Annotated in this window: 18 protein-coding genes; 11 read left to right on the forward strand and 7 right to left on the reverse strand. The window is 45.6% G+C overall.

Annotated elements, in window-relative coordinates:
* Positions 1–337: hypothetical protein (locus tag CLV93_RS20360; protein ID WP_211297740.1), on the forward strand; the 337-nt coding region annotated here is incomplete at its 5' end.
* Positions 338–952: 615 nt separating this feature from the next.
* On the opposite strand, the gene CLV93_RS03675 is transcribed toward CLV93_RS20360, so the two are convergent.
* Positions 953–2077: a GNAT family N-acetyltransferase gene (locus CLV93_RS03675; protein WP_106540829.1), complete on the reverse strand. Its 1125-nt coding sequence runs from the start codon at positions 2075–2077 to the stop codon at positions 953–955.
* 258 nt (positions 2078–2335) lie between these two features.
* Between CLV93_RS03675 and CLV93_RS03680 the strand changes: the two genes are divergently transcribed.
* Positions 2336–2821 carry a glutathione peroxidase gene (locus tag CLV93_RS03680; protein WP_106540830.1) on the forward strand — a complete coding sequence of 162 codons (486 nt, stop codon included), beginning with the start codon at positions 2336–2338 and terminating at the stop codon, positions 2819–2821.
* A 2-nt stretch (positions 2822–2823) separates the two neighbouring features.
* Here the strand turns inward: CLV93_RS03680 and lipB are convergent, their stop codons facing one another.
* Both lipB and lipA read right to left on the reverse strand, forming a co-directional pair.
* Positions 2824–3525, reverse strand: a complete 702-nt coding sequence (gene lipB / locus CLV93_RS03685) for a lipoyl(octanoyl) transferase LipB (RefSeq protein ID WP_106540831.1) — start codon at positions 3523–3525, stop codon at positions 2824–2826.
* Positions 3526–3622: 97 nt separating this feature from the next.
* Complete coding sequence (gene lipA, locus CLV93_RS03690) at positions 3623–4480, reverse strand: lipoyl synthase (protein ID WP_106540832.1); 858 nt, start codon at positions 4478–4480, stop codon at positions 3623–3625.
* A 121-nt stretch (positions 4481–4601) separates the two neighbouring features.
* Between lipA and CLV93_RS03695 the strand changes: the two genes are divergently transcribed.
* From CLV93_RS03695 to frr, 8 genes are all read left to right on the forward strand, one after another.
* Positions 4602–6056: an MFS transporter gene (locus CLV93_RS03695; protein ID WP_106540833.1), complete on the forward strand. Its 1455-nt coding sequence runs from the start codon at positions 4602–4604 to the stop codon at positions 6054–6056.
* Positions 6057–6229: 173 nt separating this feature from the next.
* The gene (locus tag CLV93_RS03700) at positions 6230–7393 is read left to right on the forward strand and encodes a hypothetical protein (protein ID WP_146141943.1); all 1164 of its coding nucleotides are present in this window, start codon (positions 6230–6232) and stop codon (positions 7391–7393) included.
* Between the two features lie 328 nt (positions 7394–7721).
* Complete coding sequence (gene rplM, locus CLV93_RS03705) at positions 7722–8177, forward strand: 50S ribosomal protein L13 (protein ID WP_106540835.1); 456 nt, start codon at positions 7722–7724, stop codon at positions 8175–8177.
* A gap of 5 nt (positions 8178–8182) precedes the next feature.
* Positions 8183–8569: a 30S ribosomal protein S9 gene (gene rpsI / locus CLV93_RS03710; protein WP_106540836.1), complete on the forward strand. Its 387-nt coding sequence runs from the start codon at positions 8183–8185 to the stop codon at positions 8567–8569.
* 110 nt (positions 8570–8679) lie between these two features.
* Positions 8680–9585, forward strand: a complete 906-nt coding sequence (rpsB, locus tag CLV93_RS03715; RefSeq protein WP_106540837.1) for a 30S ribosomal protein S2 — start codon at positions 8680–8682, stop codon at positions 9583–9585.
* Between the two features lie 33 nt (positions 9586–9618).
* Entirely contained in the window at positions 9619–10446 is an 828-nt protein-coding gene (gene tsf, locus CLV93_RS03720; protein ID WP_106540838.1) for a translation elongation factor Ts, read from the forward strand.
* Between the two features lie 177 nt (positions 10447–10623).
* Entirely contained in the window at positions 10624–11334 is a 711-nt protein-coding gene (gene pyrH / locus CLV93_RS03725) for a UMP kinase (RefSeq protein ID WP_106540839.1), read from the forward strand.
* A 95-nt stretch (positions 11335–11429) separates the two neighbouring features.
* Complete coding sequence (gene frr / locus CLV93_RS03730) at positions 11430–11996, forward strand: ribosome recycling factor (RefSeq protein WP_106540840.1); 567 nt, start codon at positions 11430–11432, stop codon at positions 11994–11996.
* A gap of 76 nt (positions 11997–12072) precedes the next feature.
* Here the strand turns inward: frr and CLV93_RS03735 are convergent, their stop codons facing one another.
* A complete protein-coding gene (locus tag CLV93_RS03735; RefSeq protein WP_146141944.1) occupies positions 12073–12873 on the reverse strand; it encodes a BtpA/SgcQ family protein in 801 nt (266 codons plus the stop codon).
* A 528-nt stretch (positions 12874–13401) separates the two neighbouring features.
* Here CLV93_RS03735 and CLV93_RS03740 point away from each other — a divergent pair.
* Positions 13402–13896, forward strand: a complete 495-nt coding sequence (locus CLV93_RS03740; RefSeq protein ID WP_106540842.1) for a thioredoxin family protein — start codon at positions 13402–13404, stop codon at positions 13894–13896.
* Positions 13897–13931: 35 nt separating this feature from the next.
* Here CLV93_RS03740 and CLV93_RS03745 read toward each other — a convergent pair whose 3' ends face one another.
* The 3 genes from CLV93_RS03745 to CLV93_RS03755 form a co-directional block, all read right to left on the reverse strand.
* Complete coding sequence (locus tag CLV93_RS03745) at positions 13932–14978, reverse strand: DUF4421 family protein (protein WP_106540843.1); 1047 nt, start codon at positions 14976–14978, stop codon at positions 13932–13934.
* Between the two features lie 82 nt (positions 14979–15060).
* A complete protein-coding gene (locus CLV93_RS03750; protein ID WP_106540844.1) occupies positions 15061–15495 on the reverse strand; it encodes an SPOR domain-containing protein in 435 nt (144 codons plus the stop codon).
* A 168-nt stretch (positions 15496–15663) separates the two neighbouring features.
* Positions 15664–16623, reverse strand: a complete 960-nt coding sequence (locus CLV93_RS03755) for an aldo/keto reductase (protein WP_106541401.1) — start codon at positions 16621–16623, stop codon at positions 15664–15666.
* Between the last annotated feature and the right edge of the window lie 46 nt (positions 16624–16669).

A 16669-nucleotide genomic window follows, 5' to 3' on the forward strand; every position in this document is an offset into this window, starting at 1 on the left:
GCGTTGCAAAGATAGAAATCTTTTCGCGTTATCTCCAAATCTTTTTTCGCCTTTTTCTCAAAGCTTCAGTACCCGGAAATCAACGCCCGTTTTTTTCAAACGTGGCGGCAAAGATAAAACCTTTTATCCCGACTTTCCAAATACTTTTTCAAAAAATTTGCGGGGTGATTTTTTCAGGTTAAAACCGGACGACTCCGGCCTCTTCTCTTCCCTTTTTAACCTCCCACTGAACGCTGCTCCCCTTTCGGAAAGCGGATGCAAAGAAAGCGTATTTTTTCGTATTACTCCAAACCTTTTTCCAGTCTTTTTTGACATAAAGATTCAAGTGCCTGATTAGATGGACCAATTTATTTCAAAAAATACTTAAATGATGTTGCACGGGGGAAGGTGGTGGGGAAAACGGCCTACAGAAACGAACGGATTCAAAACCCGGGACACCCCTCTTCAACCGGTGCGCAAATGAAGACTGTTTAGTACTCTATCCCTACTTTACCTGTACTTAAAATATACTTTGGGTCTGCTTTTCCGTTGCGGGCATGCTTCAGGAAATTATGTGGCAACTCCGTCTTTTTCGCTCAACTTCGTTGGAGTTGTTTTCTATTCAGGTTGCCAATCCTCCGGCTTCGCCGGAGGTGATGAACATCTTTCCCTGGCGGGAAATTCTTTAACCGGCCAGCACATCTTTCGCCTGACGGCGAAGTGAAGGACGAAGCATGTTTGAAAAGTTTACCCTTGACGCAGAACGACAGAAACCGCGAAGCGCAACCTGAAACTTGAAATGTTGAAACCTGAAACCGTCTCCCGTGGCCGGGCGGAGGCCGACAGCCGGACGAAGCAGGGCCGGTTGGACGAACGGGAGTGCCGGGGCGATTGAAATGAGCCCCCGGAACGACTGGTGAGAACCCGGGCCTGCAAGTACGCTACTGGCCGCAGACCGTGAAGCCGCCCAGAATTAAATTTCTTTACGGTAACAGCGTTTGCGCTTGTGTTGAATGTGATCGAAGTTTTTCCAGTTTTGGATGGCTTTGTTGTTGGTTTCGAGCATGCCGGTGGTTTCGAGATTTTTGACACCGCTACCGATAAGCTCCTGCAACAGTTCGGAGAAGAGCAGTGAAACCATTCCCTTTCCCTGCCAGTCGGGATGCACACCGGTGAGCAACAGATCGCACTCGTCCGGTTTTTTCAATGCTTTCCGAATATGGAAAATCCCGAAAGGAAACAACTTGCCATTGGCTTTTTGCAGGGCTTTGGAAAGCGACGGCAGCGCAATAATGAAACCGGCAATGTTCCCCTCGCCGTCCTCAATCATTTTCACAAATTTAGGTTTGAGCAACGGAATGTACTTGTTCAGGTAATAACGACTGGTCTCCTCGTTGAATTCGACGACACTAAAAAGATCCTTGAACGCAGAATTCAGGATCTGGAACACCCGCTGGCCATATTCGTGAAGTTCTTTTCGGGTTTTGAAGTTAACGACCTTGAGGCCGTAACGGCGCTTTACCATGTCGTTAATGCGAACCGCCTTCTCAGGAAGCGAGAATCCAGCCAGCGACAACCGAAATTCAATCCAGTCCATCTCCTTGGCATAGCCCAGCCGCTCCATGTGCTTCTGGTAGTAGGGCAAATGGTACTCGGAAACAACCGACGGAAGGTAATCGAAACCTTCGACGAGCATCCCCTGGTGATCGAGATTGGAAAAGCCCAACGGACCATGGATACCGTTGGCGTCATGCTCTTTTGCCCATTGTTCGGCTTTCGCGAAAAGCGCATCAACCACCTCTACGTTGTCGATGAACTCGGCCCGGGAAAAACGAGCCATCAGCTCGCCGGTTTTCTCGTTATGCCTGTGATGAATGATTCCAGCCAACCGACCTACGCATTTTCCATCCTTGCGTGCAATCCACAAAAGTGTGTCACAGCCACGCATTGCAGGATTTTTCTCTGGCAACAGGGCATTCCGCTCCTCACTTTTGACGGGAGGAACCCAGTACGGATTATTACGGTAAAGTTCAAAAGGAAGTTCAACAAATTCTTTTAACTCATCAGTTGACCTGACTTCGACCACTTCAATTGCCATTATGCGTATGTTTCGGTTTGGTGGCTTCAAAGATGCTCATTTTTCATCTTGGAATCAATTCGATGCCTTGTCCCGATAATTTAAGACGGTCAACCAACAATCCAGACAATCCTCACATCCAGCTACCTATCAAAACATTGTCGGCTGCTGATAAAAATTTATCTGTTTTATTTCTGAATAAGTTATTTACCATAAAGAGAGCTCATTGAACTTTGAGGTATCGACTGCGTTTTTGAATTCACAGCAAAACAGAACGCAATGAAAGATATTTACGGTTTCGAAGCCGAAACACTGGAAGGAGAAAAAGTAACACTGGACGCTTTTCGCGGAAAAGTGGTGTTGATAGTCAATACTGCCAGCAAGTGCGGATTCACACCTCAATACGAAGGACTCGAGAAATTATACGAGCAGTATAAAGATGACGGATTGGTGATTTTGGGGTTTCCGTGCAACCAGTTCGCCAACCAGGAGCCCGGTGGGAAAGAGAGCATCGAACAAACGTGCCGGGTGAATTACGGTGTTACTTTCCCAATGTTTTCGAAAATTGACGTGAACGGGAAGAGTGCCCATCCTTTATATCAATATCTGAAAAAAGAAAAACCCGGTTTCCCGGGAAAGCGAATCAAATGGAACTTCACGAAATTTCTGGTTGACCGCAACGGAAAACCGGTGAAACGTTTTGCTCCTTATTTTAAGCCGGAAAAACTGGGGGATTATATCGAGCCGCTACTGAACCATCAGTAAGCTTACACCAACTCGGCACCAAACACCTCGGCGAATTTCTGTCGGGTCAGTGCTTTGATGGCTTCGAAATCCTGCTCTTTGCCCAGTTCTTTTTGCAATGAAGTCACTCCTTTGTCTACAAATCCGCACGGATTGATGTGCTGAAAGTAGTTCAGATTCGTGTTCACATTAAAAGCAAAACCGTGCATGGTCACGTGGCGAGAGCTCTTCACTCCAATGGCACAAATTTTTCGTGCGGTTGGTTTTCCTACATCGAGCCAGACACCGGTAGCACTTTCGTCGCGCGAACCTTCGAGGCCAAACTCGGCAATGGTTTTGATGATGGTTTCTTCGAGGTTATAGATATACTGCCGCAAGCCCATGTCGAAATTCTCCAGGTCGATGATGGGATATCCCACAATCTGTCCGGGACCGTGATACGTGATATCACCTCCACGGTTGGTGCGGAAAAAGGTTGCATCCTCTGCCTGTAGCTGTATATAATTGAGCAGGAGATTGTGCTCATCGCCACTTTTCCCCAGCGTATACACATGTGGATGCTCAACAAAAATCAAGTAATTGGGTGTTTCCTTCCGGGAAGAGGGTTCTGCATTTTTATTATCCAGTTTCATCTGGATGGTTGCCCCCATTAATTCCTCCTGGCGGTCCCAGGTATGTTTGTATTCGGCTACACCGAAATCGAGATACTGAACTTTTCGATTCATTTGAGTTGTACTCCTAAATCAGGCCAGTTAAAAACAGCCCTAAATCCCCTGAAGGGGACTTAGGGACTATATATTTTGTGTTTTGTATTCGGTAAAATTAATTCACCCGGGGTCTGATATGACGTTCGGCATGGTAGGACGAACGTACCAACGGTCCACTTTCCACAATACGGAATCCGCGGCGTAAACCTTCTTCTTTTAACGCACGGAATTTATCGGGGTGAACGTATTCCTCTACCGGAAGGTGAATCTTCGTCGGCTGCAGATACTGTCCCATCGTCAGGATTTCGCAACCATTAGCCACCAGGTCATCCATTGTTTTGTATATCTCGTCGAGGGTTTCTCCCAATCCGAGCATCAAGCCCGATTTGGAAACGGTTCCCGAATCAGAAATCGTCTTAAGCACTTTCAGGCTGATATCGTACTGTGCTTTGCTACGCACCTGCGGCGTCAAGCGCTCGATGGTTTCCAGGTTATGCGAAATAATATCAGGCCTGGCATCGATGATCTGCTTCACCAACTCGGGCTTTCCATCAAAATCGGGAATCAACACCTCCATGGTCGTATCCGGATTCACTTCTTTGATTTTATTGATGGTTTCCACCCAGTGTGCTGCACCTCCATCGGGCAGGTCATCACGATCGACCGAGGTAATTACGGCGTGTTTCAAATTCATCAACTGCACTGAGCGGGCTACATTGGCCGGCTCATTCGGGTCAAGCGGTTTCGGCCGACCAGTTTTGGTCGCACAAAACTTACAGGAACGGGTACAGATTTCTCCCAAAATCATGAAGGTTGCGGTTCCGGCTCCCCAGCATTCCCCCATATTCGGGCACTGTCCGCTGGTACAAATGGTATGTAGATGGTGATCACGAACGACACCTTTTACGTGACGGTAATTCGTCCCAATCGGCACCTTAATTTTCAGCCAATCGGGCTTTCTTCTAGTCTCCATAGCGAATCTACTTTTTAAAAGTTGCGCAAGATAAGCATTTTACAACAAAGCCTGTTTTGGTACTTATCTGGCATATTTTTATAATTTTGGCTCCATTGTTCTCTCAAAAAACACAAAACAAATGAAGGCACTTCAGGTTTTTAAAAAATTTCCACGCACATTTTGGGTTGCGAATACGATGGAGTTATTTGAGCGTTGGGCGTGGTATGGTTTCTATATTCTTTTTGCATTATATCTTACCAACTCTACGGATGAAGGAGCATTAGGATTCACCCAGGTTCAAAAAGGTTGGATCATGGGAGTCGGTACCGCCATCTTATATTTCCTTCCCCTCATTACTGGAGCCATTTCCGATAAAATCGGTTACAAAAAGACCCTCTATATTGCTTACACAATTTATACCACGGCATTTCTAGCTATGCCGTTCTTCCACTCTTTTGTTTCCGTATTTATTATTTTCCTGTACCTCGCACTCGGTGCGGCCCTGTTTAAACCCATTGTTTCGGCTACTGTGGCCAAAACCACCGATAAAACCACTTCTTCCATCGGTTTCGGTATTTTTTACATGATGGTGAATATCGGGGCATTTGTCGGCCCGTTCGTCACCGGTCACTTTCGGGAAATTTCCTGGGAATATGTTTTTATTTCCTCTGCGTTGGTGATCGCCTTCAATTTTGTTTTGCTGACATTCTTCTACAAAGAACCCCGACACGATGACGAGCCGGAAAAAGTAAAAGAACCTCTTGGAAAAAACATCGTCGGAGCATTTAAAAATATTGGGGTGGCGCTTAGCGACGTCAAATTCGTCATCTTCCTGGTCATTATTGCCGGCTTCTGGACCATGTACAACCAGTTGTTCTTCACGCTACCGGTATTCATCGATCAGTGGGTTGATACAACACGCGTTTATGATTTCCTGGCTAACGTGTGGCCCTGGCTGGCACAAAAACTGGGAACCGAACAGGGAACTATTCCGGCTGAATATCTGGTTAATGTGGATGCCGGTTCCATTATTCTGTTCCAGATTATTATCTCCTCTATCGTGATGCGCTTGCGTCCTTTGAATGCCATGATATCGGGAATCTTTGTGGCTTCGATAGGTATCGGTTTATCGATGATGACCCACAGCGGCATGTTTGTGGTACTCGCTCTTTTCATTTTTTCCATTGGCGAAATGTCAAGCTCACCGAAAATCACCGAGTACATCGGGCGCATTGCTCCGCCTGACAAAACAGCCCTGTACATGGGTACCTCGTTTCTACCGGTTGCAGCCGGAAACTTTTTCGCCGGTATCATTTCCGGTAATGTTTACCAGCAAATGTCTGATAAAGTGCAGTTGGCCAGAAACGAAATGGTCACTCGCGGCATCAACCTGCCGGCCATCAGCGATAAGTTTACTCAAAACGATTTTCTGGAGGCAGCTGCTCACAAGCTAAACATGAACATGCATGAGTTCACGATGTTCCTATGGGATAAATACCATCCGTCAAATATATGGATGGTTGTGTTCGGGATTGGTCTGGGAGCTACCATCCTGCTGTTCCTTTATGATCGAATCATACTGAAAAAGCAATAAGCCTACGATATAAAATGAATTCATCCGGAACATTGGAATTTACCCTTCCTGTTCCGGATTTTTTTATTTGTTCGCTACCGCGAAAAACTTTCAGAGCAGGAAAAATAAGTGTATTTTCAGCCGGATTTATTATTGTCAACTTTCGCGAGAAGCTTATAACAGAAATGCATTTCATGAAACAATTATTCTCATTTCGTATTTCCCGTTTCCTCATTCCGGCCGGGATTATTTTTATCCTGATTTCATTCGTTAACCCGAAGTCTGCTTCCGCGCAAAACGATTATCACTTTTTCCAGTATACTGAGCCTTATCTCCCCGATACGACCGGTAACATTTATTTCGCACTCGACAATACCAATTTCTTTAAGAATAACGAATACAGAGGAACGATAGCCACCGGGGCGACTATTCTCGGCGCCTGGTTCCGTCCCAAAGCAGTGTACTACCCAACCAAACAACTCCGTCTTGAGCTGGGAGTGCATGTATTAAAATATACCGGCCGCACCGATTACGAAAATATCAGCCCCTGGTTTACGGTTCGTTATCATCCAACATCGGCCATCACCGTTATTATGGGTAACCTTGACCAGGATGAGAACCACATGCTGCCCGAACCAGTTTACGACCCGCAGCGGTTTTACACCGACAAACCACAGGGCGGCATCCAGATGAAGTACGAAACAGTAAAATGGTACACCGACATGTGGATCAACTGGCGGCAGATGATTCTTCCGGGTGACCCGTTTCAGGAAAAGTTCTCCTTTGGGGTCATGAATAAATGGACTTTACTGGAGAACAACACCAACCAGGTTGCTGTCCCGCTTAGCTTTTTCGGAACTCACGCTGGTGGGCAAATCAATTCCGGCCCGTCCATGGTCCGGACGTACATCAGCGTTTCGCCCGGGATAATGTACAACCACAATACCGGTGGCCATTTCCTGACAGACATCGGGACCAACGACAACTTATTTATAACCACCGGCCCGAAAGACGATACCATCTCTCCTTTTTCGAAAGGAAGTGCCGTGTTGCTTTCCGGTTACGTCAATACGCGTTTGGGTGATATTACAGCGGCTTATTGGCGGGCACATCATTTTTATGCGCCTTTCGGCGGAATATTGTACCAGAACGTTTCGAGCCGTTATCCCGGAACCGCGGTTGAGAACCGCGAACTGGTCAACCTGAAATATCATTTCGACAAATTGATTACCCCGCAAACACACCTGGGGTTCATGTTCGACCTGTATTATGATACCATCGAAAAAAAATCGATGAATGCGGCCGGATTGTACCTGGTTGTTAATTTTGGCGTTATTCCCCGAAAAAAAGCACATTAAGTCCCGATTACAACGAAAAATACGTGCTTCAAACGGTTATTTTTGCGAAAATTTTAAATCCGAAATGTTTTCCTTCACTTCAACACCGTCTGTCAAGATCTTTTGTATTGATTTTGTAGCAGTTATTTTTTCCTACCCCAGTTGTAAAATTGAAAAATAACAAATACTTTTGCAGTCCCGATTATCATCCATACTTGCAAACATGCATGGATGAAGACAGCAAAACTGCCTTAGCAACAGTGCCGGACAACCGGCGACCTGCTGTTCGGAATCCGGGAAAATGCATGTTCGTTAATATGTTGTTTCATTCATTAAATTAAAGAAGCAAGTGGATACGTTGAGTTACAAAACCGTTTCGGCAAATAGTGCAACGGTAAATAAAGAATGGATTGTGGTTGATGCCGCCGATCAGACCCTTGGTCGGTTTGCAAGCAAAGTTGCCAAAATCCTTAGGGGTAAGAACAAACCGAACTTCACCCCTCACGTAGATTGCGGTGACAATGTAATTGTTATCAATGCAGAGAAAATCCGTCTAACCGGAAACAAGTGGAATGCCAAAGAGTATATCCGCCACACCGGATATCCGGGTGGTCAGCGTTCGCAGACCGCCAAGGAAATTCTGGCGAAACATCCGGAGAGACTGGTTGAAAAAGCTGTAAAAGGTATGCTCCCTAAAAACCGTTTGGGACGCAAGCTTTTTACAAACCTGTATGTATTTGTGGGCAGTGAGCACGACAAGCAAGCTCAGAGCCCGAAAGTAATTAACATTGATAACATTAAATAAGAAACATGGAAATCACAAACGCAATCGGTAGGAGAAAAGCCGCTGTTGCCCGTGTTTATATCACCGAGGGTAAAGGTAATATCACTATCAACAAACGGGACATCACCGAATATTTCCCGGTTGATACACTGCAATACATCGTTAAGCAACCGCTTAACCTGTTGGAAGTAGCTGGTCAGTTCGACGTTAAGGTGAGCCTTGACGGTGGCGGCGTAAAAGGACAAGCAGAAGCGCTTCGTCTTGCTATTTCACGTGCAATGATCAAAATCGACGAAGAGAATCGTCCGAAGCTGAAAGCTGCCGGATTCCTGACTCGTGACCCACGCGAAGTGGAACGTAAGAAGCCAGGTCGTCCGAAAGCACGTAAACGCTTCCAGTTCTCTAAACGTTAATCTTATTTGCCGAATCATTAACAGATTTTGTTTAGCATCTAAACTGTCCGGACTCGGTGAGCCCGACTACCGGATAGTTGCCTGAACAGAACGTAAACAAAAACAATTTTATGCCTAGAACAGAATTCAAGCAATTGCTCGATGCCGGTGTTCACTTTGGACACCTGAAACGTAAGTGGAACCCAAACATGGCTCCGTACATCTTCATGGAGAAAAACGGAATCCACATTATCGACCTTCAGAAAACTATTGTCAAAATCGACGAAGCAGCTGCTGCGTTGAAATCTATTGCCAAGTCAGGACGTAAAGTTCTTTTCGTTGCAACGAAAAAACAGGCAAAATCAATCGTTTCTGAGCGCATCAAGGAAACCAATATGCCTTACATTACTGAGCGTTGGTCAGGTGGTACACTCACCAACTTCCCAACCATCCGTAAGGCCGTTAAGAAAATGACCTCCATCGACAAAATGATGAAGGACACAAGCTGGGACAACCTCTCAAAACGTGAAAAACTGCAGATTACCCGTCAGCGTGCCAAGCTGGACAAAGTGCTCGGTTCTATTGCCGACCTGACCCGTTTGCCTGCTGCCCTGTTTGTAGTTGACGTGATGAAAGAGAAAATCGCCGTTCGTGAAGCTCAGCGTTTGGGTATTCCTGTTTTCGCAATGGTTGATACCAACTCGAATCCGGAAGGAATCGACTTTGTGATCCCGGCAAACGACGACGCTTCTCAGTCTATCGATCTCATCATCGATGTTATGGCCGAAGCCATCAAAGAAGGTCTTTCAGAGCGCAAAGCAGAGCGTGAGAAAGAAGGTGGCGACGACAAGCCGGCCAAACAAAAGCGCGGAAGCCGTAAAGCTGCAGCTAAAGAAAAAGAAGCTGAACCTGTAAAAGAGGAAGCTAAAAAAGCTGAGCCGGCTAAAGAAGAAGCTCCGAAAGCTGAGCCTGTAAAGGAAGAAGCTAAAGAAGCTCCTGCTGCCGATGAGAAAAAAGATGAAGAAGCTGACAAATAATCGCATTCAAAAAATCAAATAAATCATTTCAACATGGCTATTTCTGCTGCTGATGTAATGAAGTTGCGTAAAGCAACCGGTGCCGGAATGATGGACTGTAAAAAAGCCCTCGCCGAAGCCGAAGGTGATTTCGACCGCGCTGTTGAAATCATCCGTGAAAAAGGAAAACTGGTAGCTAACAAGCGTGCCGACCGCGAAGCAACCGAAGGTGCTGTTCTCGCGAAGGTTTCCGACGATAAAAAATTCGCTGCTCTGGTTGTCCTGAATTGCGAAACCGACTTCGTTGCTAAAAATGAAGGCTTTGTTGCTTTCACCGAGAAAATCCTGGATTTGGCTATCGCCAACAAACCAGCTGATCTCGATGCACTGAAAGCTCTCGATATGGATGGCCGCTCAGTTGAAGCTCATGTTACCGAGCAAACCGGTATCATTGGTGAAAAACTGGAGCTCTCAGCTTATGAAACTGTTCAGGCTGAGGATACCATCGCTTACATTCACCCGGGTAACAAACTGGCAACTGTAGTTGGCTTCTCGAAAGAAGTAGCCGACGAGCAGGTTGCTAAAGACATCGCTATGCAGGTTGCTGCGATGGCTCCGGTGGCTGTTGACAAAGACGATGTTCCTGCTGAAGTTGTTGAGCAGGAGCTCAAAATTGCCAAAGAGAAATTCCGTCAGGAAGGCAAGCCGGAAAACATGCTTGATAAAATTGCTCAGGGTGCTTTGAATAAATTCTTCAAAGAGAACACTCTGCTGAACCAGGTTTACGTAAAAGATGGTAAAATGACCATCCGCGAATTCCTCGCATCCAGCGACAAGGATTTGAACGTAACCGATTTCAAGCGTTTCACTCTGAACGCCTAATCACGGTAAAGAATACATGGAAAGCTGCTTCAACAGAGGCAGCTTTTTTTATGCCTTCGCCCCTCAGAACTTTCTGGTTTCAAAAGAATATGCGGGAAACCGCAGAAAAACCATTTTGAAAACTCGGCGATTTTTATTGTTCATCGTATCTTTACCGAAATAAAATCCAACGCACTCATGGGAAAATTTAAACGTGTATTGCTGAAGTTGTCCGGTGAATCGTTAATGGGCCAACAGCAATATGGTATCGACAGGGACCGCCTGACAGATTATGCCAATGAAATAAAAGAAGCCGTAGCACTGGGCTCCCAAATCGGGATAGTTATCGGCGGCGGTAATATCTTCCGCGGACTGAGTGGTGCGGCCAATGGTTTCGACCGGGTAAAAGGCGACCAGATGGGCATGCTGGCAACGGTCATCAACAGCCTGGCGCTTAGCTCGGCCTTACAGGCAATAGGTGTTAAAACACGCGTTCTTACAGCTATTCGCATGGAACCGGTGGGTGAATTCTATGCCAAGGAGAAGGCTATCGAGTCGTTGGAGAAAGGTGAGGTGGTTATCTTGTCGGCGGGAACCGGAAATCCCTATTTCACGACCGATACCGGTTCCTCGCTGCGCGGCATCGAAATCGAGGCAGATGTCATGTTGAAAGGAACACGGGTAGATGGAATTTATTCAGCTGACCCGGAAAAAGATCCGACAGCGACCAAATTCGATGAGATCACCTACGATGAAGTCTACAACCGGGGACTGAAAATTATGGATTTAACAGCCACCACCATGTGCAAAGAGAACAATCTTCCGATCATGGTCTTCGATATGGATACGCCCGGTAATTTGCTTAAATTATTGAAAGGTGAAAAAATAGGCACGTTGGTACATAACTGAAACAGCTGATTATCTGAAGTATATATTTAATACTTTGAAATCTTTCAATTTTTTCTAAATTTGTTTAAATCAACATCTTGGAAAATAATCGCTCTATGAACGAAGAAATTCAAATGATATTGGATGACGCCCGTACCCGAATGGAACAGGCGCTTGAGCATCTCGAAAAAGAACTGGCTCATATTCGGGCCGGTAAAGCCAATCCGCGCATGCTTGACGGCGTTATGGTTGACTACTATGGTTCGCAGACTCCCCTGAACCAGGTTTCCAGTGTCAGCACGCCGGATGCCCGTACGATCGCTATTCAACCCTGGGAAAAGAAACTGATCCCGGAGATCGAAAAAGCTATTATCAACGCCAATCTTGGCTTCAACCCAGACAACAATGGCGACATCATCCGTATTAATGTTCCTCCGTTAACTGAAGAACGACGCAAAACACTAGTGAAAGACACGCACCGGGAAGGCGAGAATGCAAAGGTTAGTATCCGTAACGCCCGGAAAGATGCCAATGATTATCTCAAGAAATTGTTGAAATCAAAAGAGATTTCAGAAGATATGGAGAAGATTGGTATTGACGAAGTACAAACCATTACCGACGACTATATCAAAAAAGTTGATGAAGGAATGGAGAATAAGGAAAAAGAGATCATGACGGTATAACAACCGACTGTTTATAAAAACACAAAGGCTGCAATATTCATCATTGCAGCCTTTTTTATTTCGTGGTAGCGTACTATTATCCTTCCCTTAGTTGCTTTACTTTCTCCATTAATGAATCCACACGGTCTCGATCTACCGGGTTCATCCAGTAACCTTCCTCTTTCAGCGACGAACCGATAATAAATCCATCAGCATAAGGCCAGTACGACTCGATATTTTCTTCCGATATCCCGGAGCCGATCAGCACCGGCAGGCTGGAAGCCCGTTTAGCTATCTTTACGTCCTCAATAGCGGCTTTTTTTCCCGTGGCTGCACCTGTGATAATAATTCCGTCAGAAAGGAAAAATTCGGCCGCCTGAATCGTTTCTTCCAGGTTCACATCGGCTGTGATATTGTGCGAGGCATGTTTTTTCCGGATATCCGTGAAAATCCCTACACTGTCAGCCTCTATTGATTTCCGGTACCGCATGACCAGGGCCGCGTCAGAATCCATGTAACCTTCGTCGGCCACATGACCGAAAACAAATCCTTCGGCCCTGACAAAATCAAGGCCGGCTGCTTTGGCAATGGCCACGGCATCGGTATTGGCTCCGGCCAACACCTGAATTCCGACAGGCAACTCGATCTCCCGCTGTACGGCAAGCGCCCCAGCCGTCATAGCTGCTGTAATTTCGGGGCCGACCTTCCGGTTTAAATAAGGCACATCGTGCATGTTTTCAATCATCACAGCATCGAGCTCGTGACTGTTGTAAATCAGGGCTTCTCTCACAGCCGTGTCGATAATTTCGGCCATGCTCATTTTGTGGCGAGGTGTACCGGGCAACGCTCCCAAATGGACCATCCCGATAATGGCTTTTCGTTTAAATGATAACTTCACAATTCCGGATTTTATCTAAAACAAATCTATAATGAAAGATAAAAATATTTGTCCACTCCATCCGGCCTTCCATACGGATTTTTATACAAATCCATACCTCTTCAATACCAAATTATGACTACCTGAGGGGAGTTTTCAACCGTTTTTTGTTAAGAACTTTCCATTTTTAATCCCGATCCATCAACAAAATATTTGTAATTTGAATAGCGAAACCAATCGATAACCTCCCTCCTCTTTTTTAACTATTTACAGAGGTTTCTGTAAATTATTTTTACACCTTATTTGGTTGACGAATAGCATATGTTCATACATAATAATCCACCTTCTTCGCGTTCCTTTCCCCCGCTCTCTGCCTATTTCAATTCAGATTTTAAGTATTGACGAAATTCGCACTCCCCGAAATTGTATTCATGGAATAAGCACACCATGAAACTTACCATTGCATATTACGTTAAACTTTGACATATTATCGTCCGATAAATCAGATGGTGATTCTATCATCCATTCATAAATCAAATTTATTCATATATGAAAAGAATTGTTTTCGCGCTCCTTTTTGTTCTCGGTCTTTCCGCTAGTCCGACTTTTGCCCAGGGCGTGCACATTTACGATCCGAACGCCAACGCCACCGAACAAATTGCAGCAGCAGTGAAGAAAGCTCATGCTGAGGGAAAAAACGTTTTTCTGCAGATTGGAGGAAACTGGTGTCCCTGGTGTGTGAAATTTCACGCATTTTGCGACAATACCCCGGAAATTCATCAATTGATGGAGAAAAATTATGTCCGGGTGATGGTGAATTACAGCAAGGCGAACAAAAACCTGGATGTTTTGGCGAAACTAGGCTATCCGCAACGTTTCGGTTTCCCGGTGCTGGTCATCCTGAATGACAAGGGGGAACGTATTCATACGCAAAACTCCGCTTACCTGGAACAAGACGGAGGTTACAGCATTAAAAAGGTGGCAGGTTTCCTGAAAAACTGGAGCCCAGACGCGTTGAATCCGGCACACTACGCTTCGAAATAAAATCTTACCAAAAGCGGGACAGGCGTTCCGCTTTTTTATTTCCTTCCGGGAAAAATCCTGATTTCCTTATTTAAACTGAAACGGTAAGCCACATTGGCCCTGATGTTCCCGGAACGATAATGAATTCTAGTGCCATCCGGTGGTGATCCCATCAGCATATCCATGTTCACACATGTTGCTCCAACATACACTCGCCCAAATTGATAACCCGCTCCAAAACGTTCCGTCAGTTTATAAAAGGGTGAGTAGGTATGATAATCCCGGTTGTCCATGTCCGTCAACGTGCTTCTCCCCACACCGATTCCACCTATGGCGGACAGCATGATAAAAAACCGCTTATCGATGACAAAGGTATGTGCATAGCCGCCGGTTGCCGCTACTGCCAGCCACTCCCAGCGCTTAAAATTAATGCCGTTGTAAAAATCAGGTACTGCTATTCCCGAGGGAACAAATGACGAATCAGCGTCGGAACCATCCCAGTATACACCGCCACCGGCAAAGAAACTTCCTGCGCTCTTTTTCTGCCACTCATCCTGAAGAAAGGGCGCCCGGAAACTGAACCGGGAGTAATTGAAGTTGTAATTCATTTCCGCATTAACCGCATAAGCACGAATATCGGGTCGTGTATAATAGAAACTTTCCGGTGGAGGAGACCTCAATATATCGTGGCTGTTGTTGAGATACTGCCCCCAGAAAACATGCGAAAACAGATCGAAGGTAACCCGCCTGAGGTAAAGATGCGTTTGAAAATCGAGGAAGGTGGTTTTGCCGTATTTGTCCACCGGCATTCTCATCGATGGCAGACTAAAACCCGCGTTAATTCCCAATAGCTTGTAGTTTATACCAAAACCAACCAGGTAGTTGTTGCTGGGCAGATAATTAAGCTTCTTGTTTAAGGAGCCGTCAATGAGTTGTTGTCCCATGTATTTACGGGAGGTATACAACCTGACCACAAGGTCGTTCTTGTATGAGGCAATGTAGCTGCTATCCGGAGGAGAGTTCAATTTCTTTAGAAACGAACTCTGTCCGCTGGCATAAACGGAGAGAAAAGAAAATAAAACCAGAAGAAGAATCAACCGCATAACCCCATTTTACAAATCGTTGCAAATTTTGCGGGGGGAAAGGTATAAAAAAAGAGAGCGTCAAGGCTCTCTTTGTATGTTCTTAATTTTCCTTTTTAATCAGTAACCAGGCATCACGGAATTGCTTGTACTTATCGCGAATATCCGTCACCTTTTGCCGGGCGGTATTCTCGTCATCGTAGCTGTCGACACAAACCCGGTACAGGCCGTTTTCGTTTACCAGAATTCCCGGATAAAAACCTTCGTGCATCAATTGATTTTTGAACTTCTGAGCATTCTGATACACACCAAAACTACCCAGGATAACGTAAAACCGTTTGCTATCCAGCGATTTCTCTTCTCCGTCCGGCACACTCACCTTTTCTTCCTTCACCACAATTTTCGGTGCATTATCAATTTTCGTCGTTTCCGGTTCTTTCATCTGCTCGGGAGTGGTGGTTTCCGGCATTAAGTGTTGGGTTTTACAACCGAAAACGAAAGCCAGGCTGAGTATAAAGAAGATTTTGAGAATTTTCATAAGTACAAAATTAAGAATAGGAATATGTAAAACGAATATAAGAATATTTTACCAGTTGCTTATCATTTCATTACGGAGGTGCTGAAAAATATGCCGGTACGATGGTCAGTCTTCCCTGGAAAAGCAAAGTTTAGCACAAAAAAAAGTGGCACCGTGGTGCCACCCTTTTTATGCCATTGGATACTGAAAAATAGGAGTCCCCGCTTTTCCTTTCTCTTTCATCATTTTTATCTCCTCAGCCGACAAAGGTTTAATCCGGGAAGAAAGCTCCAGCGCCATTTTAAACAAGTCTTCATTCCCCGGAGGAAGTGCGGCAGTGACCGGATGAGAAAGTGTAAAACGAAGCCCCATCAGCGCCTCTTCCGGATCGGTTAATGGTTGATACCAGCACTTGGGAACTTTATTGGTCGTTCCTTCCGGATACGGACTCTTGGCCATGGCTTTCAAAGCCAGAATGCCCATTTGTTTGCTGTGTGCCCTTTCCAGAACCTGTGGACCAAAATTTCCGGCATACCACGTCGTATAGTTGACGGGGAACAGAATGGTATCAAAATCATACTGATCCATCAGAGCGTTGGCCGCTTCGACGGAGTGCGCAGAAAAACCGAGAAAGCGAACCTTCCCTTCATTTCGGGCAGCGAGGAAGGTTTCCATGGCACCACCCGGAGCAAAAATTTGTTTCACATCGTCGAGGGTGGTCACAGCATGCAACTGGTACAAATCCAAATGATCGGTTTTCAGCCTTTTCAGCGATTGCTCCAACTCTTTCCGCGCTCCATCTTTCGAACGCTCGGTTGTTTTACATGCCAGGAAAACATCTTTCCGGTAAGGCTGCAATGCCGGTCCCAATTTGATTTCAGCATCGCCGTAACTGGGAGCAACATCAAAGTAATTGATTCCATAATCGATGGCTTCGCTCACCCTGGAAGACGCTTGCTGCGGTGTTGCATCCATCACCACAATTCCGCCAAAGCCGAGCATCGATAATTTTTCACCGGTTTTCCCCAATGAGCGTCTCTCAATTTTCCCGGGAGGAGTCTCCCTAATCATACCAGCCAGATCGGCTGGAAAAAGACTGAGAAGAGGAACGGCACCTGCCGTTGTTTTGATAAAATTTCGTCTTTTCATAACCACGGTCATTTTTTAATGGATTTTCAAAAAAAGCGACTGGTCG

This window comes from Prolixibacter denitrificans (assembly GCF_003014495.1).
Lineage (GTDB): Bacteria > Bacteroidota > Bacteroidia > Bacteroidales > Prolixibacteraceae > Prolixibacter > Prolixibacter denitrificans.